The 20,319-nt window shown below is 73.1% G+C and carries 16 protein-coding genes and 1 pseudogene; 4 read left to right on the top strand and 13 right to left on the bottom strand.

The features are described 5' to 3' along the window. Positions 1 to 77: 77 nt before the first annotated feature. The 3 genes from WJM95_RS27220 to WJM95_RS27210 form a co-directional block, all read right to left on the bottom strand. Positions 78 to 656 (bottom strand): TIGR03086 family metal-binding protein, encoded by a 579-nt coding sequence (locus tag WJM95_RS27220; RefSeq protein ID WP_339132435.1) that lies wholly within the window; start codon positions 654 to 656, stop codon positions 78 to 80. After that, a complete protein-coding gene (locus WJM95_RS27215; protein WP_339132434.1) occupies positions 653 to 895 on the bottom strand; it encodes a DUF6158 family protein in 243 nt (80 codons plus the stop codon). Before WJM95_RS27215 ends, WJM95_RS27220 begins: the two co-directional genes overlap by 4 nt. 221 nt (positions 896 to 1,116) lie before the next feature. Continuing rightward, entirely contained in the window at positions 1,117 to 2,736 is a 1,620-nt protein-coding gene (locus tag WJM95_RS27210; protein ID WP_339132433.1) for an ATP-binding cassette domain-containing protein, read from the bottom strand. 160 nt (positions 2,737 to 2,896) lie between these two features. Here WJM95_RS27210 and WJM95_RS27205 point away from each other — a divergent pair, with 160 nt between their 5' ends. The 3 genes from WJM95_RS27205 to WJM95_RS27195 all read left to right on the top strand — a co-directional run bounded on the left by WJM95_RS27205 (position 2,897) and on the right by WJM95_RS27195 (position 5,593). After that, complete coding sequence (locus tag WJM95_RS27205; RefSeq protein WP_339132432.1) at positions 2,897 to 4,402, top strand: phosphatase PAP2 family protein; 1,506 nt, start codon at positions 2,897 to 2,899, stop codon at positions 4,400 to 4,402. Between the two features lie 149 nt (positions 4,403 to 4,551). Then, positions 4,552 to 5,379 carry a methyltransferase domain-containing protein gene (locus WJM95_RS27200; protein WP_339132431.1) on the top strand — a complete coding sequence of 276 codons (828 nt, stop codon included), beginning with the start codon at positions 4,552 to 4,554 and terminating at the stop codon, positions 5,377 to 5,379. Between the two features lie 43 nt (positions 5,380 to 5,422). Further along, complete coding sequence (locus WJM95_RS27195; RefSeq protein WP_339132430.1) at positions 5,423 to 5,593, top strand: hydrophobic protein; 171 nt, start codon at positions 5,423 to 5,425, stop codon at positions 5,591 to 5,593. Positions 5,594 to 5,698: 105 nt separating this feature from the next. On the opposite strand, the gene WJM95_RS27190 is transcribed toward WJM95_RS27195, so the two are convergent. Together WJM95_RS27190 and WJM95_RS27185 are read right to left on the bottom strand one after the other, a co-directional pair. Further along, positions 5,699 to 6,448 (bottom strand): GvpL/GvpF family gas vesicle protein, encoded by a 750-nt coding sequence (locus tag WJM95_RS27190; RefSeq protein WP_339132429.1) that lies wholly within the window; start codon positions 6,446 to 6,448, stop codon positions 5,699 to 5,701. Positions 6,449 to 6,516: 68 nt separating this feature from the next. Continuing rightward, the gene (locus WJM95_RS27185) at positions 6,517 to 8,364 is read right to left on the bottom strand and encodes a transketolase (protein ID WP_339132428.1); all 1,848 of its coding nucleotides are present in this window, start codon (positions 8,362 to 8,364) and stop codon (positions 6,517 to 6,519) included. Between the two features lie 228 nt (positions 8,365 to 8,592). Between WJM95_RS27185 and WJM95_RS27180 the strand changes: the two are divergent. After that, a pseudogene (locus tag WJM95_RS27180) lies at positions 8,593 to 8,757 on the top strand (VOC family protein); the annotation flags it as partial. A 141-nt stretch (positions 8,758 to 8,898) separates the two neighbouring features. On the opposite strand, the gene WJM95_RS27175 reads toward WJM95_RS27180, so the two are convergent. The 8 genes from WJM95_RS27175 to WJM95_RS27140 form a co-directional block, all read right to left on the bottom strand. Further along, positions 8,899 to 10,875: a DUF5107 domain-containing protein gene (locus tag WJM95_RS27175; protein ID WP_339132427.1), complete on the bottom strand. Its 1,977-nt coding sequence runs from the start codon at positions 10,873 to 10,875 to the stop codon at positions 8,899 to 8,901. A 103-nt stretch (positions 10,876 to 10,978) separates the two neighbouring features. Then, on the bottom strand, positions 10,979 to 11,527 hold the full coding sequence (locus WJM95_RS27170) for a GNAT family protein (protein WP_339132426.1): 549 nt from the start codon (positions 11,525 to 11,527) through the stop codon (positions 10,979 to 10,981). Positions 11,528 to 11,570: 43 nt separating this feature from the next. After that, on the bottom strand, positions 11,571 to 12,497 hold the full coding sequence (locus tag WJM95_RS27165; RefSeq protein ID WP_339135876.1) for an LD-carboxypeptidase: 927 nt from the start codon (positions 12,495 to 12,497) through the stop codon (positions 11,571 to 11,573). A 139-nt stretch (positions 12,498 to 12,636) separates the two neighbouring features. Continuing rightward, the gene (locus tag WJM95_RS27160; protein WP_339132425.1) at positions 12,637 to 14,610 is read right to left on the bottom strand and encodes a prolyl oligopeptidase family serine peptidase; all 1,974 of its coding nucleotides are present in this window, start codon (positions 14,608 to 14,610) and stop codon (positions 12,637 to 12,639) included. A 9-nt stretch (positions 14,611 to 14,619) separates the two neighbouring features. Further along, entirely contained in the window at positions 14,620 to 15,924 is a 1,305-nt protein-coding gene (locus tag WJM95_RS27155; protein ID WP_339132424.1) for a M20/M25/M40 family metallo-hydrolase, read from the bottom strand. Continuing rightward, positions 15,917 to 16,750, bottom strand: a complete 834-nt coding sequence (locus WJM95_RS27150; protein WP_339132423.1) for a M55 family metallopeptidase — start codon at positions 16,748 to 16,750, stop codon at positions 15,917 to 15,919. Before WJM95_RS27150 ends, WJM95_RS27155 begins: the two co-directional genes overlap by 8 nt. A gap of 74 nt (positions 16,751 to 16,824) precedes the next feature. Next, positions 16,825 to 17,550: a class I SAM-dependent methyltransferase gene (locus WJM95_RS27145; protein WP_339132422.1), complete on the bottom strand. Its 726-nt coding sequence runs from the start codon at positions 17,548 to 17,550 to the stop codon at positions 16,825 to 16,827. Between the two features lie 171 nt (positions 17,551 to 17,721). Further along, on the bottom strand, positions 17,722 to 20,175 hold the full coding sequence (locus tag WJM95_RS27140; RefSeq protein ID WP_339132421.1) for a SpoIIE family protein phosphatase: 2,454 nt from the start codon (positions 20,173 to 20,175) through the stop codon (positions 17,722 to 17,724). Between the last annotated feature and the right edge of the window lie 144 nt (positions 20,176 to 20,319).

The raw sequence follows: 20,319 nt of genomic DNA, 5'->3' as shown, positions 1-20,319 counted from the left end.
TCTGCCCCGCGCCATGCGGGACAAACACCCTCCGATTCTCCCCGGCGCCGTGGAGTCGCGTCACGCCGGGGTCCGGGTCAGGGCCTGCGTCCGACCAGACAGAGCAGTTTCGTCTGGACGTCGGCGCCGGGCGGCGGCTCCTCGGGCGGCGCGAACAGCCCGGTCCGCTCCAGTTCGGCCGCGTGCGGGGTGACCTCGCGGACCGCGAACGACAGGAGGTCGCCGGGGAGTTGTTCGTCGGCGCCGATGGCACGGGACAGGTCCCAGCTGTGGACCGTCAGATCGGTGACGAGCTGCGCGCAGTAGTCGCCGGCCGGCATGTCCCCGAACGAGAGATGGACCGTGCGGTCGAGCGCGCCGGGCTCGGCGAACACCACGCGGGAGGCCTCGGCCGCGGCCTCCCAGGCGGCGACGGGGTCGGGGCCGAGCAGATCACCGTCCAGGGAGTCGCCGACCGCGTCGACGGTGGCACCGTCCCGGACCAGCGCGGGCACCCACGCCTGCTCGGAGACCAGGTGCCCGACGAGATCGCGCACGCTCCAGTCGGTGCACGGCGTGGGGGCCTCCCACTGGTCGTCGTGGATCGCGTGGACCCGCCGGCCGAAGAGCTCCAGGGCCTCGGACTGCCGGGTCAGGATCGATTGCGGCGCGTTCATGCCGGCGGCACCCCCGCGGCTCCGCGCTCCCGGGCTCCGTCACGGGTGCGGCCCGCCGACACGGGCCGCCGCGGGTGGCGGCGCAGATACTCGCCCTCCAGCTGTGCCATGCGCACGTTGTGGGTGTGCAGCGCGTCGTTCGAGCCGTGCAACAGCGTGTCGTGGCGGGTGCGGTGGATGGCCTCCAGCTCTTTCATGAGCTGCTGGTCGTCCAGCCGGCCCGGGTCGACTCCGGTCATGGTGCTACCCCGCTCGTCGTGGCCGTCGGTGCGGTCCGGGCACCGGCCCCGGGCAGTCACTGCCCCGAGCGGCGCCCGGGAGGGAGCCATGGATCGAGACCCACTCCCTCCACTCTACGAACATCCGGGGTGCCGGGCCTCCCCGGACGCCGCCCGCGCCGTCGGCACCGGGACACCCCGTGCCGGGCCGCCGCTCCCGTCCGGCCGCCGCCGGCGCCCTGCTACCGCTCCCGCTCCACGCGGCGCTCGTCCCACACCGGCTCCCGCGTCTCGCGTACCCGGCCGTCGGAGCCGAAGACCAGGTAGCGGTCGAAGGAGCGGGCGAACCAGCGGTCGTGGGTGACCGACAGGACCGTCCCCTCGTACGCCTCCAGGCCTTCCTGGAGCGCCTCCGCGGACTCCAGGTCGAGGTTGTCGGTCGGCTCGTCCAGGAGCAGGGCCGTCGAGCCCTCCAGCTCCAGGAGCAGGATCTGGAAACGGGCCTGCTGGCCGCCCGACAGCTTGTCGAAGCGCTGCTCGGCCTGGGCGGTCAGCTCGTAGCGCCGCAGCCTCGACATCGCCGCCCCGCGGTCCTGGGAGTGCTCGGTCCACAGGATGTCCAGGAGCGTGCGGCCCTCCAGTTCCGGGTGGGCGTGCGTCTGCGCGAAGTGGCCCGCGACCACCCGGGCGCCGAGCTTCCACTCGCCGGTGTGCGCGACGTCCCCGCCCGCGAGCAGCCGCAGGAAGTGCGACTTGCCCGAGCCGTTGGAGCCGAGGACGGCGACGCGCTCGCCGTAGTAGATCTCCAAGTCGAAGGGCTTCATCAGCCCGGTGAGCTCAAGTCCCTTGCAGGTCACGGCCCTCACCCCGGTCCGTCCGCCGTGCAGCCGCATCTTGATGTCCTGCTCGCGCGGCGGCTCCGGCGGCGGTCCCGCCTCCTCGAACTTGCGCAGCCGGGTCTGCGCCGCCGCGTACCGCGAGGCCATCTCATGGCTGACGGCGGCGGCCTGACGGAGGTTCAGCACCAGCTTCTTGAGCTGTGCGTGCTTCTCGTCCCAGCGCCTGCGCAGTTCCTCGAAGCGTGCGAACCGCTCCCGCCTGGCCTCGTGGTAGGTCGCGAAACCGCCGCCGTGCACCCACGCGTCCGCGCCGGCCGGACTCGGCTCGACACTGATGATCTTCTGGGCGGCGCGGGCGAGGAGTTCGCGGTCGTGCGAGACGAACAGCACGGTCTTGCGGGTCTCCTCGAGCCGCTCCTCCAGCCAGCGCTTGCCGGGGACGTCGAGATAGTTGTCCGGCTCGTCGAGGAGGAGCACCTCGTCGTTGCCGCGCAGCAGCGCTTCGAGGACCAGGCGCTTCTGCTCGCCTCCGGACAGGGTCCGGACCAGCCGCCACTGCGCCTTCTCGTAGGAAATGCCGAGCGCGGCCGTGGTGCAGATGTCCCAGAGGGTCTCGGCCTCGTATCCGCGGACCTCGGCCCAGTCGGAGAGCGCCTGGGCGTAGTGGAGCTGCGCCGCCTCGTCGTCCACGGTCATCATCGCGTGCTCGGCGGCGTCCACGGCCTTCGCCGCCTCGCGGATACGGGGCGGGGCCACGGAGACGAGCAGCTCGCGCACGGTCGTCTCGTCGCGTACGGAGCCCACGAACTGGCGCATCACGCCGAGCCCGCCGCTCAGCTTCACGCTCCCGCCGTGGGGCTTGATCTCTCCCGAGAGCAGCCGCAGCAGCGTCGTCTTGCCGGCGCCGTTCGGTCCCACCAGGGCGACGACGGCCCCTTCCCCCACCCGAAACGACACGTCGCCGAGCAGCGCCCTCCCGTCGGGAAGGTAGTACTCAAGATGTGCGGCTTCGAGATGTCCCATGGGCAGGCATTCTCCGGGGAGGCGGGGATCAGGGCAAACGGGTATGCGACCGGGGGCCGGGAGCCGGGCGGGACGGGCTGCGACCAGGGGCCGGGAACCGGGCGGGGCGGGCGTCCGGCGGCGGGGCGGGAAGTGCCCGATCCGGGGTAGACGGACCCGCATGACCACGACCCCGGATGTCGACCTGACCGCCCTCGTACCGGGCCGGCACGCCCTTCGGGACCGCCTGCTCGCCCTGGACTGCCGGATCTTCGAGGCGGTCGCGGCCCGGCACTGGCCGGGCGGCGACCCCGTGCTCCCACGGCTGAGCCGGAGCGCGAACCACGGTGTCCTGTGGTTCGCCACGGCCGCCGCCGTGGCGGCGAGCCGTACTCCGCGGGCCCGCCGGGCCGCCGCGCGGGGTGTCGCCTCGCTGGCCCTGGCGTCCGCCACGATCAACACCATCGGCAAGCGCTCGGTGCGCCGCGACCGCCCCGGTCTCGACCCGGTGCCCGCGGTCCGGCAGCTCAAGCGGCAGCCGATCACCACGTCGTTCCCGTCGGGGCACGCGGCCTCGGCCGCCGCGTTCGCCGCGGGGGTGGCACTGGAGTCCCGCGGCTGGGGCGCGGCCGTCATACCGCTCGCCGCGGCGGTGGCGGTGTCGCGCGTCTACACCGGCGTCCACTTCCCGAGCGATGTCGTGGCCGGTGCGGCCCTGGGCGTCGGCGCCGCGTACGCGGTGCGCGCGCTGGCCCCCACCCGGGACCGGCTGACCGTGCCGGGCCGTCCGCGCACCGACGCTCCCGCGCTGGCCGAGACCGAGGGCGAGGGCCTGGTCATGGTGGCCAACACGGCTTCCGGCACCGCGGAACGGGTGGGCGCGCTGGCCGGCGCGTTGCCGCGGGCGGAGATCGTGGAGAGCGAACCCCAGGACGTGCGGGAGGAGTTGGAGAAGGCGGCGGCCCGCGCCCGGGTGCTGGGCGTGTGCGGCGGTGACGGCACGGTGAACACCGCGGCCGAGGTTGCCCTGCGCCACGGGATCCCGCTCGCCGTCCTCCCCGGCGGCACGCTCAACCACTTCGCGCACGACCTCGGGGTGGAGGGCGAACGCGATCTCGTCCGCGCGCTCCAGGGGGGCGAGGCGGTCCGGGTGGACGTGGGCCGGTTCGCCTCCGGCGGCAGGTCGGGCATCTTCCTCAACACGTGCAGCCTGGGCGTCTATCCGGAGCTGGTGCGCGAACGGGAGAACTGGTCCAAGGTGATCGGCAGTTGGCCGGCCGGGGTGCTGGGCGCCCTGCGGGTGCTGCGCGCCGACCACCATCCGCTGCGGGCCGAACTCGGGGGCCGCAGCCACCCGTTGTGGCTTCTGTTCGCCGGCAACGGCACCTACCACCGCATGGGCCTGGCCCCGGCCCGCCGCTTCGACCTCGCGGACGGCCGTCTCGACGTACGGGTCGTGCACGGCGGCCGCCATCCCGCCCTGCGGCTGCTTGCGGCGGCCTTCGCGGGGCCCCTCACCCGCTCCCCCGCCCACGCGGCCGTACGGGTGGGCGCTCTGCGCGTCGAGGGCGTGGCGCCCGGAACGCTGCTGGCCTACGACGGCGAGGTCACCGAGGTGAGCGGCGAGGTGGTCCTGCGCAAGAGCCCCGGGGCGCTGACCGTCTACTGCCCGCTCCCCGCGCACTGACGGGCGCGGCCTGCCCGCCCCCAGAAGTGGGGTGTCCATATGGCAAGACGCGGGTCTCACGATTCGACATGACCGCGTACGGTGATGACATCGCCCCGGGGAGTGCGCGCCCGCCCGGCGAGTCACGTACGACGAGAAGGGGATCGGTCATGTCGCAGTCGAAGCCGCAGGAGACCGCCGTCTACACCCACGGCCACCACGAGTCGGTGCTCCGCTCGCACACCTGGCGCACGGCCGCCAACTCGGCGGCCTACCTGCTCGACTCGCTGAAGCCGCACATGCGGATCCTCGACATCGGCTGCGGTCCCGGCACCATCACGGCGGACCTCGCCGCGCTGGTGCCGGACGGACGGGTCACCGGCGTCGACCACGCACCCGGCATCCTGGACCAGGCACGCCGCACCGCGGACGAACGCGGGCTGCGCAACGTCGAGTTCGCGGTCGCCGACGTCCACGCGCTGGAGTACCCGGACGACACCTTCTGCGTGGTCCACGCCCACCAGGTGCTCCAGCACGTGGGCGATCCGGTGCAGGCGCTGCGCGAGATGCACCGGGTGACCAGGCCCGGCGGGTTCATCGCCGTCCGCGACGCGGACTACTCGTCCATGACCTGGTACCCGGCCACGCCGGGCCTGGACGACTGGCTGGACCTGTATCTGCGGGTCGCCCGCGCCAACGGGGGCGAACCCGACGCCGGCCGCCGTCTCATGTCATGGGCGCGGGCGGCCGGGATCCGGGACATCACGTCCACGTCGAGCACCTGGACCTTCGCCACCGAGGAGGAGCGGGAGTGGTGGAGCGGACTGTGGGCCGACCGGACGCTGGCCTCGGCATACGCGGAGCGGGCCACGGAAGGCGGCCACGCGACCCCGGAGCGGCTGCGGGCGGTGTCGGACGCCTGGCGGCGGTGGGGGCGGGACGAGGACGGCTGGTTCTCCGTCCTGCACGGAGAAATTCTCTGCCGAAAGGAAGCGTGATCCCGGGATATCGGGCAACCAGGAACGCAGGAGGTTACACACTATGGTTCCCATTCTGCTGGTTCTGCTGCTCGCGCTCATTCTCTTCGGCGCCGGATTCGCACTGAAGATTCTGTGGTGGATAGCGCTGGTGGTCCTCGTCCTGTGGCTGCTCGGATTCCTGGTGCGCGGCACGAACGCTTCCGGGGGCCGTGGCCGCTGGTACAGGTGGTAAAAACCTCCCTCTTCGGGGAGGCCCCGGCAAGACCCGGGGGAAAACGGCTTTGCGCGGGCCGGGGGTCCAGGAGTTTCCTGGACCCCCGGCCCGCGCTCCGCGCGCTCAGCTCCTTCGGTCCATACCGCCCGTGAGGCCAGTGAACCCGGTCAGGCCGGTCGATCGCGTGAAGGAGTACGCGGCCCACGGCCCGGTGAGTTCCACCCGGATTCCCGGTTCCTCCCCCGCCTTCCCGTTCACCCGTGCCACGAATTCCCCGGAGTCCGAGCGCGGCACCAGATAGGCCGCGTCGAAGATTTTCTTGCCCTCTTCTCCGGGGGAGGTCTCGCGAACGCCGTCCTGCCCCCGTGGAGTCAGCAGCCGGTTCTCCTCGGCGCACTCGGAAAGGGTGTCGTGCAGCCGGCGCGTGAATGCGTCCGCAAGGTTCCCGGAACTCCCTGATTTCCCGGTGTCCCCGGGGGTTCCCGCGTACACACTCACGTCCCATTCCACGCGTCCGTCGAGCCGGTCGAGAGTGCGCAGGAAATCCTCCCTGCGCTCCTCCATCATCACGCGTACGCCGCTGTCGTCCCGGAGCACCGTGGCGAGCCGGAGCGGCAGCGGGCTGGTGACGGCGGTGAGCGCGTCGATGACTCCCTGGTGGGCACGGGCCGTCGCCTCCAGCCAGTGGACGTCCTCCAGCCTGCGACGCAGCGGCTCCGCCGCGAACTCCCCCTCCGGGACCGCGCCGACCACGGCGATCAGGTCACCGTGGCGCAGCAGTTTGGGCGGGACGCCCCCGACCCCGGTCAGCTCGGCCGTAAGCGCCGCCGAGAAGGGGCGGCAGATCGCGTAGACGTAGCGCAGAGCGCTCATGGATCTCCTCCCGCGCTTCCACATGCACCCCCCAGGGCGTACTGACCATGGTGCCCTCAGTGTTCCGGTCAGCGCACCATGGCCGTCTCGACCAGCAGACGGCCCGCCGCCGCGATCGACTCGGCGTCGATGCCCGCCGCGCGCAGCTGCTCGGCCGGGCTCGCGGAGCCCGGCATCGTCCGGACGGCCAGGCGCACCAGGCGGGGCACGGGGCGGCCGTCGGTGAAGGCGTCGAGCACCGCGTCGCCGATCCCGCCCTCCTCCCGGTGGTCCTCCACCGTGATCAGGCAGCCGGTCTCCGCTGCGGCCTCGCGCAGGGTCGCGCGGTCCACGGGCTTGACCGAGTAGAGGTCGATCACCCGGGCCTGGATGCCCTCGCGGTCGAGCGCCTCCGCGGCGGCCAGCGCCTCGTGGACGGTGACCCCCGCGGCGACGAGCGTGAGCCGGTCGTCGGCGGAGGCGCGCAGCACCTTGCTGCCGCCGACCGGGAACTCCTCGGTGGCGCTGTAGACGACGGGGCTCTCGCCGCGCGAGGTGCGCAGATAGCGGATGCCCTCCAGGCCCGCCATCGTGGCGACGAGCTTCGCCGTCTGGTTGGCGTCACACGGGTACAGCACGGTCGATCCGTGGACGGACCGGAACATCGCCAGGTCCTCGAGACCCATCTGCGAGGGGCCGTCCTGCCCGATGGAGACGCCCGCGTGGGACCCGACGAGGTTGATGCCCGCACCGCTGACGGCGGCCATGCGGACGAAGTCGTGGGCGCGGGTGAGGAAGGCCGCGAACGTCGAGGCGTAGGGGACCCAGCCGCGTACGGCCATGCCGACGGCGGTGGCGACCAGTTGCTGCTCGGCGATGTAGCACTCGAAATAGCGCTCGGGATGCTCCTTGGCGAAGAGCTCGGCGCGGGTCGAGTCGCCGACCTCGCCGTCCAGGGCGACGACGTCACCGCGTGCGTCGCCGAGCGCGGCGAGCGCATGGCCGAAGGCGTCGCGGGTGGCGACCCGGTCGCCGGGCTCGTACCGCGGCAGGTCGAGGTGTCCGGAGCGCACGGCGTGCAGCGTCCTGGCGGCGGGCGGCGGCTGGACCTCCACCCGGCGGTCGTGCACACCGCCGAGTTCGGCGATCGCCGCTTCGGCGTCCGGCAGCGGCTTGCCGTGCAGTCCCTCGCGGTCCTGGACCGAGGCCACGCCCTTGCCCTTGAGGGTGCGGGCGAGGATCACGGTGGGCCGTCCCTCGGTGGAGTCCGCCTCCAGGAAGGCGCGGTCGATCGCTTCGACGTCGTGTCCGTCGATCTCCACGGTGTGCCAGCCGAACGCCGCGAACCTGCGGGCGTACGCGCCGAGGTCGTGTCCGTGCCGGGTCGGCCCGCGCTGGCCCAGGCGGTTGACGTCGACGATCGCGGTGAGGTTGTCCAGGTGCTCGTAGCCCGCGTGCTCGGCGGCTTCCCACACGGAGCCCTCGGCGAGTTCGCTGTCGCCGCACAGCACCCTGACCCGGTAGCCGGTGTGATCGAGCCGCTTTCCGGCGAGTGCGATGCCGACCCCGACGGGCAGCCCCTGGCCGAGTGATCCGGTGGCGGTCTCCACCCAGGGGAGCCGCCGGGGCGTCGGGTGCCCTTCGAGGCGGCTGCCCGCCTTGCGGAAGGTGAGCAGTTCGGCCTCGTTCAGGGCGCCGGCCGCCTTGTACGCGGAGTACAGGAGCGGTGACGCGTGCCCCTTGGAGAGGACGAAACGGTCGTTGCCCGGATGCCGGGGGCGTTCGAAGTCGTAGCGCGTGTGACGGGCCAGGAGGACCGCCATGAGGTCGGCGGCGGACATGGACGAGGTCGGATGGCCCGAGCCCGCCGCGTCGGCGGCGCGGACGCTGTCGACGCGCAGCTGCTGGGCCAGATCGATGAGACGGCGAGTGTTCATGATGCTCCCTTCCCTTCGCCCGGCGGTTTCCGGACAGCTCGGTGCTCCGGTCCCTCCCGCCGGCGCGGGTGAGGCCGGTTCCCGCCCGCCGTACGGGCTTTCCGCGTCCCCCTGAGCCGGGGTCCCAAACACGGGCGCATCCGGTGTTTCCCGCGTGGGCCCCTGGCACCCGGGCGGCGGGCTCGCGCGACCGGAGACGCTCGGGACCGGACCCGGCCTCCGGCGCCGGTCGCGGCGACGATCGCCGCCGAGGACGTCGAGGAGACCGGGAGGGTCCTGACCGACCTCGGTGCGTGGGTGGTCGCGGGCCCGGTGGGGACACCCGCGGGCCGCGACCTCATCGCCGTGCATCCCGACGGGTCGGTGGACGAGTACGCGGACCGACGGGGCTGAGGGTCACGGCCCCAGACCCCGGACCGTCCCGGGTGCTCCACCCGACGGTGGAACACCCGGGCCCGTGACCGCGCGGCCCGTGACCGGTCCGGAGGCCGAAGGCGGCGGGTCCCGTCGGCCCGGGCCCTGCCGGGCGGGGGCTCAGGGCGTGGACGGTGGCCGCATGCGGAAGTCGTAGCACGCCGGCAGCGGCTCGTCGCTCAGCCGGGACCACAGCCGGTCGATGGTCTCCGCGCCCTCCCGCAGGTCGGCGACCTCGAAGCCCGCGTCGAAGACCGCCCGGGCGTCCTCGCGCCTGCCCTCGGCGAGCAGCAGTTCGGCCTCGACGAGACGGAACCGTCCCCGCTCCCGGGTCGCGGGGTGCAGCCGCTCCCACACGGCGCGCGCCTGCTCCGGACGGCGGGCCCTCAGCAGCGCCTCGACGGCCTCGCGGCCGAGCGCGGCGGTGACCGCCGTCCACTGCCGGCCGTCGTCGCGCCGCTCCCGGCAGAGGTCGTCGAAGGCCTCGGCGTAACGGTCGGCGGCGCGCTCGTCGTTGCCCGCCTCCTGGTCGGCGACGGCGAGGCAGCGCAGCAACGGCCAGAGCGACGGGGCGAGTTCGAGCGCCCGCTCCCAGCTGCGCACGGCCTGGGCCACGTCCCCGGCATGCCACTGGGCGACTCCGAGGTGGTACTCGGCGACCGGGGCGGCCGGTGCCGTCTCCAGCATGTCGCGCCAGTGCGAGGCCACCAGCGTCTCGCCGGGCGGCCCGACCCGCCGGGGCTCGGGGAACGCGCCGGAGCGCAGCAGTTCGAGCCACGGCTCCTGGTCGTCCCCGAGCGTGCTCTCCTCGAAGGGTGTGCCGGGCAGTTTGTGGGCGGCGCGCAGCACTTCGAGCGCGCCCCAGCCGGATCCCACGGCCATGACCTCGCCGGGCGCGCTGTCGGCGTGCGGCAGCCAGGCCTCGTACGCGGCGTCGACCGCGTCCCGGGACAGGGCGCTCTCCAGCCGGCCCTCGGCCTCCGCCCGCGCGGCGTCCCAGTCGGCCCCGTGCGCGCTCCGCGCGCTCACGGTCAGCGGCCCGTACGCCTCCAGCCAGGACACCTCGCTCTCGGCCTCCAGGCGCACGTGTTCGAGCTGGGTGCGGGCGAGTCCCGCCTGGATCTCGCAGTACCCGCCGGTTCCCGGCTCGGTGAGCCACTCCTGCCAGCGCCGCCCGCCGGACCCCGAACCCCAGACGAAGAGCTTGCGCCCGCGCAGGACGTCGGTGGACGTCTGGACCAGGCCCCGGCCCGCTTCGTCGACCGCGGCGATCCAGCGGCGGCGCCCGTCGGGCACCTCGTAGAAGTAGTCGGCGGGGAAGACACTGTTGAGCGGGTACGTCCGGTCGGCCCCGTCGTACGCCGGCACGGGCACCCGGCGCAGCCGTCGCTCGTAGCCGAAGTGCCAGGCCTCCTCGGCCGGGGCGAGCACCCTGCGCTCCTCGGGGACCGCGATGTTGGACCACCAGTACAGCGGGGCGGGCTTCTCGTGCGGGTTGCGGACGCGGACGCCGACGTACAGGAAGTCGGAGCCGTCCGGCAGCCACAGGTCGACCTGGAAGGGGAGGTCGCGCAGCCGCTCCCACTCCCAAAGGCGCAGCATCTCGCCGCCGTCCGGGGCGGGGACGCGGGCGGCGTGGACGGGTGAGCAGGACAGGGTGGTGTGCCCGGTGGCCCCGATGTTCCACTCGATGCCGCCGGAGAACCAGGCGCCGTTGAGGGCGAAGCAGGCCGGCTGGAGCACCGGGTTGGTGTAGAGCAGTTCCGTCGCGGTGGGTTTGTGGAAGAGGGAGACGACACGGCCGCCGTATCCCGGCAGCACGGTGGCGCGCAGCCGGTCGTTCTCGATCACTATCGTGTCGAGTTCACGCGGCGGCCGTTCTCGCTCGTACCCGTCCCGTATGCGCTCCGGCAGCACGCTGCGCAGTGGCTCGTACCCGATCTGCCGGGCCATGTCGCCGGGCAGGCCGACGCGGTCGCGGTCGTCGATACGGTGCATCTCGTCGAGGGTCCGCAGGGGCGGCAGCGGGTTGCTCGGGCCCAGTTCCGCCGCCGGGAGGGCCAGTACGTCACGTCGGATCGTCGTCACGATGACCATGGAACATGCTCATCGGCCTGCTGACCAGGGTGTCCGCTCACCAGAATCGGGTCAGGTTTCCGCAAAGGCGCCGGGCGCCTTCGCGGCCGGCTGCGGGCACCCGTCAGCGGGGCTTGACCATCTCCGCCGTGATCGCCCATCGCTCGTGGTCCCGCCAGGCGCCGTCGATGTGGATGAAGGCGGGCGAGAAGCCTTCGAGGCGGAAGCCGCAGGCGCGCGCGAGCGCGACCGACCCCGCGTTGGCGGGCTGCACGTTGATCTCCAGCCGGTGCAGGCCCAACTCCCCGAAGGCGTACCGCACGACGAGATCGAGGGCCTCGGTCATCAGTCCGCGTCCCGCCGCGTGCGCGAAGGCGCCGTAGCCGAGGGCACCGCACAGGAAGCCGCCGTGGACGATGTTGTTGATGTTGATGAAGCCGGCGATCCCCCCGCCGTCCCGCTCGCAGACGAGGAATCCGGCCTTCGTCGGATCCTCGATGAGCCGCCCGGCGTAGACCGCGTAGGCGTCGACGTCGGCGGGCGGGAAGAGCCAGGGGCGGTGCAGGCTCCGGCTCTCCCTGGCCCGCGCGGTGAATTCCGGGCCGTCGTCGAGGGTGAAGTGGCGAAGGGCCACGCGCGGGCCCTCGGCGAGGAAGCCGACGTTCTCAGGCATTCGATCACCCTACGCGAGCACACGCCCGGCGGCCTCCCCTCGGTCAGAGCAGCGCGGGCTCGTCCAGTGTCAGTGTCCCGGCGTCCGCGTCGAGCTCGGCGCGGACGCCGAACGGCATCGTCAGCGAACCCTCCGCGTGCCCGAACCCGAAGTGCTCGACGACGGGGACACCGAGCGCTCCGAGCCGGTCCGCGAACACCGCGCGGAGCCGGTCGTACGGTCCGCAGTCCGCCCAGGAGCCGAGCGCGATCCCGGCCACCCCGTCGAGCCAGCCGCCGCGCAGCAGTTGCGTCAGGATCCGGTCCAGCCGGTACGCCTCCTCGCCGACGTCCTCGATCAGCAGCAGCCCGCCGCGGGCGCCGGGCCGGGCGTGCGGTGTGCCGAGTTCGGCGGCCAGGAGGCTGACGCAGCCGCCGAGCGTGACCCCTCGGGCCTTCCCGGGCACGAGCGCGGCGGCCTCGGCGGAAGCGATGGTCCGCACCGATTCGGGTTCGAAGAGGGTCGCCCGCAGATGCTCCTGCGACCGGGTGTTCTTCAGGAAGCCGAGGGAGGACACCATCGGCCCGTGCAGGGTCGCGAGCCCCACCCGCGTGGCGAACGCCTCGTGCAGTGCGGTGATGTCGCTGAAGCCGACGAAGACCTTGGGACCCGCGGCCCGGATCGCGTCCCAGTCGAGCAGGTCGATCATGCGCTGGGCGCCGTAGCCGCCGCGGGCGCACAGCACCGCGGCCACGTCCGGGTCGCACCAGGCCGCCTGGAAGTCCGCGGCCCGGTCCGCGTCCGTGCCCGCCAGGTAGACGAACTCGTCGTGCCGGTCGAGGACATGGGGGGCCACGACGGGGTCGAGGTCCCAGCCGCGCAGGATGTCGAGGCCGGCTTCGAGCCGCTCCTCGGGGACGGGCCCGCTGGGCGCGACGACCGCGACCCTGGCCCCCGCGGCGAGCCGTGCGGGCCGGGTCAGTGCGGTGATCGATGCGGTCGTTCGGGTCACTCGTGGTGCTCCAGGTGCTGGTGGTTCATGTGCCGGTGGTTCATGTGCCGGTGTTCAGATGGCGGTGTTCAGATGGCGGTGGGTGTGGTCGGGTCGCGTGTCTCTGCCCTGCGCCGGCTCACTTGGACAGGTCCAGGGTGGGGATGCCCGGCGGGTCCAGTGCGAGGACCTGGGCGTACAGGGAGAGTTCGGCCTCCAGGGAGCGTTCCATCGTCTCGGCGCGCCGGAAGCCGTGTCCCTCCCCCTCGAAGGCGATGTAGGCGTGCGGGACATGACGGCCCTGCTCCTCGACGCGGGCCAGGAAGCGCTCGCACTGCGCCGGCGGGCAGACGGCGTCGTCGAGCCCCTGGAGCAGCAGGAAGGGCGCGGTGATGCGGTCGGCCTGGGTGGAGGGCGATCGCTCCGTGTACCGGGCGGGCACCTCGGCGATCGGGCCGACGAGCGATTCCAGGTACTGCGACTCGAAGTCGTGGGTCTCGCCCGAGGCCCATTCGCTCAGGTCGACGACGGGATAGAGGATCGTGCCGCAGGCGTAGACGTCGGTGGTGGCCAGGGAGGCGGCCGTGGTCCAGCCGCCCGCGCTGCCGCCGCGGACGGCGAGCCGCCGCCCGTCGGCGGTGCCCTCCTCGGCGAGGGCGAGCGCGACGGCCGCGCAGTCCTCGACGTCGACCACCCCCCACTGTTCGCGCAGCAGGTTGCGGTACTCCCGTCCGTAGCCGGTGGATCCGCCGTAGTTGACCTCGGCCACGCCGATGCCCCGGGAGGTGAAGTAGGCGATCTCCAGGTCGAGAACGAGGGCCGACCTGCTGGTGGGGCCGCCGTGGACCCGGACGACGTACGGCGGGAGTTCGTCCGCGCGGCCGACATGGCCGGGGTGGTGCGGCGGGTAGATGTGCGCGTGGACCTCGCGTCCTGCCGGGCCCGCGAAGGTACGGATCTGGGGCTCCGGGTAGTACGCGGGGTCGACCGGGTCGTCGTGCGCGGCGCCGACGACCCGGGCCCGCCCGGTTCGGGCGTCCAGTTCGACGACCTCGTGGGCGCTGCGGGGGCTGGCTCCGACGCCGACGACCCTGCTGCCGTGCACGGCGAGCGTCGACGCGAACTCGGTCCAGGGGCCCGCCGTGTCGACGACCTCCCCCGTCTCGGGGTCCAGTATCCCGAGCGCGGTGGCACCCCGTCCGTGCACGACGGCGATCAGGCCGCTGTCCAGCGGCGCGAACCAGCGGAGCCCGACCTTCCAGAGCGGGCCGCCGAACTCCTCCTCGCGCGGACAGACGGCGATCGCCCCGCCGTCCGGGCCGAGGCGGTGGAGGTTCCACCAGCCGCTGCGGTCGCTGACGAAGAGCAGCGTGCCGTCGGCCGCCCAGTCGGCCTGGACGACGGACTCCTCGGGGCCCCCCGCGACGACCCGCGGGGCGGACAGCGCGCCGTGCTCGGTGACGTCCGCGAGGATCACCTCGGTGCCGTCCCAGGGCATGCGCGGGTGGTCCCAGGCGATCCAGGCCGCCTGCCGGCCGTCGGGCGAGAGCCGGGGTCCGGTGACGAACCGGTGCCGCCCGTCGGACAGTTCGCGCACGGCGTCCCGGTCCTGTGCCGCCGATCCGTCCAGCGGCACCGCGACGACGGCCCGGCGCACATCGGTGGGCCCGGCCCCGGTGAACTCCTCCATGACGCACCAGACCTCACCGCGCTCGGGCCGCAGCTGCGGATCGACCCAGCGCAGTCCGCCGCCCACCGCCGAGAGCGGGGTCAGCGGGCGCGGTTCGCCTCCCGGCTCCCAGCGGTAGAGGCGCTGGTCGGCGAAGTCGACGAAGACGACCAGCGGTCCTTCGGGGCGCATGACTCCCGCCCAGGGACTGCCGCCGTACTCCATGACGCGGCTGCGCACGTTCCACGGCGCCGGGAGCACCGACTCCTCGGTGCCGTCCGCCGTCCGCCTGACCAGCGTGCGCCGACCGTCCTCGGCCGGCCGGGGTTCGGTCCACCAGGCCTCGTCGCCGACGAATCCGACGAACTCGGGATGGCCGTCGTGCGCGGCGGCGAGCCGCGCGTCGATCGGCGAGGGCCATGAACCGTAGGGCGTGGTCTGCATCTCGTCCCCCTAGGCCGTGCGCAGGAAGCGGTCGAGGACCCGGACACCGAAGTGGAGCGCCTCGACCGGGACACGCTCGTCGACTCCGTGGAACATCGCCTGGTAGTCGAAGCCCTCCGGGAGCTTGAGCGGCGCGAAGCCGTAGCCGGTGATGCCGAGACGGGAGAACTGCTTGGCGTCCGTGCCGCCCGACATGCAGTACGGGACGACATGGCCCTCGGGCGCGAACTCCTCGACGGCCGCGCGCATCCGCGCGTACGTCGGCGAGTCCAGCGGCGCCTGGAGCGCCACCTCGTGGTGGTGGAACTCCCACTCCACGTCCGGTCCGGTGAGCCGGTCCATCGTCGTGCGGAACTCGTCCTCGCCGCCCGGCAGATACCGGCCGTCCACGTAGGCGACGGCCTCCCCCGGAATCACGTTGATCTTGTAACCGGCGCTGAGCATCGTCGGGTTGGCGCTGTTGCGGACGGTCGCCTCGACGAGGGAGGCGGCCGGGCCCAGCTTGCCGAGCAGGGCGTCGACGTCGTCCAGGTCGCCGTCCACGCCGTACAGGGACGCGAGTTCGGTCAGGGCGGCCCGCACGGTCGGGGTGATGCGCAGGGGCCACTCGTGGGCGCCGATGCGGGTGACCGCCGCGGCCAGCCGGGTCACCGCGTTGCTCCGGTTCACCTTGGAGCCGTGGCCCGCCCGTCCCCGCGCGGTGAGCTTGAGCCAGCCGGTGCCGCGCTCCCCCGCCGCGATCGGATACAGCTGCCGTCCGCCGCCGTCGTGGAAGGTGAACGCCCCCGACTCGCTGATGCCCTCGGTGCAGCCCTCGAAGAGTCCGGGGTGCTCGTCGGCCAGGAAGCCGGAGCCGTCCTCGGCGCTCGCCTCCTCGTCGGCGGTGAAGGCGATGACGAGGTCACGCCGGGGCCGTACCCCTTCGCGCGCCCAGGACCGGACCACGGAGAGGATCATCGCGTTCATGTTCTTCATGTCGACCGCGCCGCGTCCCCAGACGACACCGTCGCGGATCTCCCCGGAGAAGGGGTGCACGCTCCAGTCCCCGGCCTGGGCGGGCACCACGTCCAGATGACCGTGGACCAGCAGCGCGTCGGCGGACGGGTCGGTGCCCTCCAGCCGGGCCACGACGTTCGTGCGGCCCCTGGTGCGCTCCAGGAGGGTGGGTTCCAGGCCCGCTTCGGCCAGGAGGGCGGCGGCGTACTCGGCGGCCGGGCGCTCCTGGCAGTCCCCGCCGCCCCGGTTGGTCGTGTCGATCCGGATGAGGTCGGAGGTGAACCGGACGACCTCGTCGAGTGCCCGTTCGTCAGCCATACTGCTCCTCCACCGCGGCCGAGGCGATCGTGGTGACCGCCTTGAAGGTCCGAATACCCTCGTACATCGTGCCGCTGGTGTACGCGATCTTCCGCTCGCCGATCCGTGCGACCCCCGGCACGACGGTGGCGGCCATGGCCAGGTGCTCGGCGTCGAACTCCACGGCGACGGTGAACGGTCCGCCGGCGACCGGTTCGTGCCGCACCGCCAGCGCGGCCGCCTCCTTGGCCGCGGCCCTGATGTCCGCGGCGGTCCTGGCCGGGGTGCGGCACACGGCCGCGTACCGCGAGACATGGTCCTTCACGGCGACCTTCGGCGCCTCGGGCGCGTATCCCAGCGCGTCCTCGCAGGCCACGTCGTCGCCGGTGACCAGCACGACCGGCACGCCGTACTCGGCGACCACGTGGGCGTTGAGCAGTCCTTCACTGGCCCGCACGTCATTGACCCACACGCCGGTGATGGAGTTCGCGAGATAGGTGTGCGCGAGGACGCCCTCCATGCCCGCTCCCGCGTGGTAGCCGACGAACGCGATGCCGTCCACGTCCCCGTGCTGCACGCCCTCGACCATGGACAGCGCCTTGTGCCGCCCGGTGAGCATCTCGGCTCTCTCGTCGAGCCGTTCGAGGAGGAGGTTCCGCATGGTCCAGTGGGCTTCGTTGATCAGCACCTCGTCGGCGCCGCCGTCGAAGAAGCCGAGCACCGCCGCGTTCACGTCCGAGGTGAACAGCGCGCGGCACCGCTCCCACTGGGGAGTCCCCGGCAACACGTCGGCCGGCCAGGTCACACCCGTGGCGCCTTCCATGTCGGCGCTGATGAGGATCTTCATGCCGAAACCGTACGCGCTTCGGCCCGGACCCGGCAGAGCCTGTGGACAACTCCCGCCGGGCCGGACCGGCGGTGTCACCCGGGGCGGCCGGCCACCAGCCACCGCGAGGGAAGTTCGATCAGGGTGCCGTCGGGCGTGTGCTCGGTCGTGAAGAGCGGGAGTTCGCCGCTGGCGAGAACCGTGAGGCCGGCCTGGCGCAGATGCTCGGGGACCGCCGCGTCCTCGACCGCGCCCGGGGCGATGCCGTGCCGGAACACCGGGGCCAGCTTGGCCGGAGGGCCGTCCGGGCCCTGGGCCATCGCGCGCAGGACGGGACCTGCGGCCTCGGCGAGTTCGACGAGGAAGACGCGGCCCCGGTCGCCCGCCAGGGTGGCCAGTCCGTCCGCGAGCGGCTGCCGGTCGTCCGGATCGGACTGGTGGAGCACGCCCCGCATGTAGATGTTGGCGTCGCCGAGCTCCGCGTGCAGCGCCTCGGTCTCGGTCTTGTCCGCCGCGTCGAGCAGCCGGTACCTCGCCTGCCCGGCCGCGTCGGCGGCGCGGGCGTGATCGAGCGCGGCGGACACCAGGTCGGTGCCGATGACCCGCGGGAACCGGTCGGCCAGGAACCGGGTCTGGGTGCCGTTGCCGCAGCCGATGTCCACCAGCGGCAGGTCGGGGGCGGTCAGGTGCGGCTCGAAGTGGGCGAGGTGGACCGCGGCCGTGAGGGCGGGCTCGGCGTCCCAGAGGACCTCGCCCGGTCCGTCGGGGGCCTCACGCCAGAAGCCCTCCCAGGCTCCTCTGTACCGACTGTTCACGCTCATGCCCGCTCCCCGGGGTCGTGATCGCGCCCGCCGGGTCCCGGCGGGCCTGATCGGTCTACCGCGCCCGGAGTGCGGCGACAAGCAGGCGGCGCATACCTTCACGGCTCATTCGAACCCCGTACCCCTTCGTGCGCCGGAGTCGCTCCGCCGTGCGGGCGGCGGAGGAACGGATCAGCCGCGCGGGAGCGTCAGTTCGAACCACACGGTCTTGCCGGCGCCCGTGCGACTCGCGCCCCATTCGCGGGACAGCACGCTGACGATCCGCAGGCCGCGTCCGAACTCGTCGCCGGGACCCGCGCTGAGCAGGATCGGAAGGGTGTGGTCGTCGTCGTCCACCTCGCACAGCAGGGTGTCGCCGCGCACGAGCCGCAGCCCGATCCCACGGCTGTGCGCGTGCCGTACGACATTGGTGACGAGCTCGCCGACCAGCAGCTCGGCGTTGTCCGCGAGTCCCGCCAGACCCCACGCGTGCAGCTGTTCACGGACCACGGCCCGCGCCCTGCCCGCCTCGGCCGGTTCCGGCGCCAGTCGCCATTCGGCGACGGCCTCGGGCCCGATCCCGTTGAGGCGGGCCATCAGCAGGGCCACGTCGTCCTTGCGGCCGCCGCGCGTGTTGAGCGCGCGGATGATGGTGTCGCAGGCCTGGTCCATCGAGGCGGCCGGGTGGGCGGCCGACTCGCACAGGGTGGCGAGGCCGACACCGATGTCCTCGCCGCGCACCTCGACCAGTCCGTCGGTGCACATCACCAGCCGGTCGCCCGGCTCCACCCGTACGCGGACCGCCTCGAAGGGCACTCCGCCGACGCCGATGGGCGCTCCGGTGGGCAGGTCGAGCAGTTCGCTGCGCCCGTCCGCGGCGCGGACCAGGACCGGCGGGATGTGGCCCGCGTTGGCCAGGTGCAGCAGTCCGGCGATCGGGTCGTAGACCGCGTACAGGCAGGTCGCGAGATAGCCGTCGCCGAGGCGCTGGGCGAGGTCGTCGAGATTGCGCAGGAGCTGGGCGGGCGGCAGGTCGAGGGCGGCCATGGTCTGGACGGCGGTACGCAACTGGCCCATCATCGCGGCAGAGTTGAGACCGTGGCCCATGACGTCCCCGACGACCAGGGCGGTGCGCGAGCCGGGCAGTTTCACCGAGTCGAACCAGTCGCCGCCGACGCGTCCGAGGAGCGTTCCGGGCAGATAGCGGGTCGCGATGTCACAGCCGGCCATACGGGGCGCGATGGTCGGCAGCATGCTGTCCTGGAGGGTCTCGGCGACGCTCTCCTGGAAGGTGTACATGCGCGCGTTGTCGAGCACCAGGCCCGCGCGGGCCGCCAGTTCGGCGCCGGTGACCCGGTCCATGTCGTTGAACTCGACGCGCTCGGGGTGACGCAGCAGGATCATGAACCCGAGCACCACGTTCCGGGCCTTGAGGGGCACGACCAGCATGGAGCGGTTCGTGATGAGCGGCCTGATGTCGCGCTTCTCGAACTGCGCGGCGATCACATGGCCCATCTGCTCGCTGATGCGCGGCACGAGGACGGGCTCACCGGTGGTCATGCACTGGAAGAACGGGGTGTGCGCGGGGAAGGGCATGGCCTCGCCGACCGGCACGACGTCGTCCCAGCGGCCCGGCTCGTCCGTGTGCTCCACGGCGACCCGGTGCCACATCGTGGTCGTGTCGGGCACGCCGTCGGGGAAGCCCTCACCGGCGACGACCTGCTCGCGCAGATAGGTGCCCGCCACGTCCGTGAAGCGGGGCACGACGGCCCGGCTGACCTCCTGGATGGTCCGCGACAGGTCGAGGGAGGTCCCGATGCGCCCGCTGACCTCGTTCAGGAACTCCAGGCGCTCCCGCACCGCCACGTACTCGAGGTCCTCGCGCTCGTCGTCCGGGAGGTCCCGCGGCACGGGTGCGCCGGACGCCGCCAGGGCCGCGCGTTCGCGGCGTGCCGTGCGTTCCGCGCGCCGGGGCACACCCCAGTCGGGAGTGACGGGCACCCGGTCGTTCTGGCTGAACTCCAGCACGGGATAGCCCAGTTCCAGCACCTGCGCGACCACGCGGGCGCTCTCGCCGACGCTCATGCTGGGCAGGATGTCGGGGAGCCTGCGGGCCAGTTCCTCGGCGCCGGGGAAGTCGGTGTGCAGCGCGAAGCCGGGCGCGATGCGCTCGAAGGAGACGTCGTCGTCCTCGTGCCGCATGGCGGCCGCGTCGGCGGCGAGCACGAGCAGCCGCTCGGGGCCGGGGCCGACCAGGGGGTAGGCCCACCACAGGACGTCGATCCGCCGGGGACCGGCCGCGCCGAGCCGGGCACGGCCGGCGGCGGGATAGGAGAGCCGTCCGTCCAGGGAGGACTCAAGGCCGGGCCCGAGTCCGTCGTACGTGGCACGGCTCCCGAAGGGGACGACGTCCGCGGCCTCGGGGAGCGCGCCGGAGACGGGCAGCAGGTCCACGGCCTGACGGCCCAGCGCCTCTTCCTTGGCGACGCCGAACAGCCGCCGTGCGCCGCTGCTCCAGTGCGAGACGAGCCCGTCGCGGTCGACGACGACCACGGCCAGCGGGATACGGCCGTCGGTGGCGTGCTCCGCCGCGCCGTCGCCGGCTCCGGGGCCGGACGCCGCGCCCGTTTCGGTGCCACGGTCCATGGCCCAGGCCCTCTCTCCCCACGGCTCCGCAAGATCTGTGCCGCCTCCACCACGGTACGGCGACGGCCGGTCACGATGTGCGGCAATACGGGAATTGAACGCGACGGGGGCGCCTCCGGCGCGCGGGCCACCCGGTCACCCCGG

It is taken from the genome of Streptomyces sp. f51 (assembly GCF_037940415.1).
In the GTDB taxonomy this organism is placed as follows: domain Bacteria; phylum Actinomycetota; class Actinomycetes; order Streptomycetales; family Streptomycetaceae; genus Streptomyces.
This window is presented reverse-complemented; position numbering and strand designations above follow the sequence as displayed.

What these genes read in the sequence shown, in the direction of transcription:
- WJM95_RS27160 (WP_339132425.1), bottom strand. Translation starts at nt 14,610, where the DNA reads ATGCAGACCACGCCCTACGGTTCATGGCCCTCGCCGATCGACGCGCGG.
- WJM95_RS27215 (WP_339132434.1), bottom strand. Translation starts at nt 895, where the DNA reads ATGACCGGAGTCGACCCGGGCCGGCTGGACGACCAGCAGCTCATGAAA.
- WJM95_RS27205 (WP_339132432.1), top strand. Translation starts at nt 2,897, where the DNA reads ATGACCACGACCCCGGATGTCGACCTGACCGCCCTCGTACCGGGCCGG.
- WJM95_RS27170 (WP_339132426.1), bottom strand. Translation starts at nt 11,527, where the DNA reads ATGCCTGAGAACGTCGGCTTCCTCGCCGAGGGCCCGCGCGTGGCCCTT.
- WJM95_RS27210 (WP_339132433.1), bottom strand. Translation starts at nt 2,736, where the DNA reads ATGGGACATCTCGAAGCCGCACATCTTGAGTACTACCTTCCCGACGGG.
- WJM95_RS27175 (WP_339132427.1), bottom strand. Translation starts at nt 10,875, where the DNA reads ATGGTCATCGTGACGACGATCCGACGTGACGTACTGGCCCTCCCGGCG.
- WJM95_RS27185 (WP_339132428.1), bottom strand. Translation starts at nt 8,364, where the DNA reads ATGAACACTCGCCGTCTCATCGATCTGGCCCAGCAGCTGCGCGTCGAC.
- WJM95_RS27145 (WP_339132422.1), bottom strand. Translation starts at nt 17,550, where the DNA reads ATGAGCGTGAACAGTCGGTACAGAGGAGCCTGGGAGGGCTTCTGGCGT.
- WJM95_RS27150 (WP_339132423.1), bottom strand. Translation starts at nt 16,750, where the DNA reads ATGAAGATCCTCATCAGCGCCGACATGGAAGGCGCCACGGGTGTGACC.
- WJM95_RS27220 (WP_339132435.1), bottom strand. Translation starts at nt 656, where the DNA reads ATGAACGCGCCGCAATCGATCCTGACCCGGCAGTCCGAGGCCCTGGAG.
- WJM95_RS27140 (WP_339132421.1), bottom strand. Translation starts at nt 20,175, where the DNA reads ATGGACCGTGGCACCGAAACGGGCGCGGCGTCCGGCCCCGGAGCCGGC.
- WJM95_RS27190 (WP_339132429.1), bottom strand. Translation starts at nt 6,448, where the DNA reads ATGAGCGCTCTGCGCTACGTCTACGCGATCTGCCGCCCCTTCTCGGCG.
- WJM95_RS27155 (WP_339132424.1), bottom strand. Translation starts at nt 15,924, where the DNA reads ATGGCTGACGAACGGGCACTCGACGAGGTCGTCCGGTTCACCTCCGAC.
- WJM95_RS27200 (WP_339132431.1), top strand. Translation starts at nt 4,552, where the DNA reads ATGTCGCAGTCGAAGCCGCAGGAGACCGCCGTCTACACCCACGGCCAC.
- WJM95_RS27195 (WP_339132430.1), top strand. Translation starts at nt 5,423, where the DNA reads ATGGTTCCCATTCTGCTGGTTCTGCTGCTCGCGCTCATTCTCTTCGGC.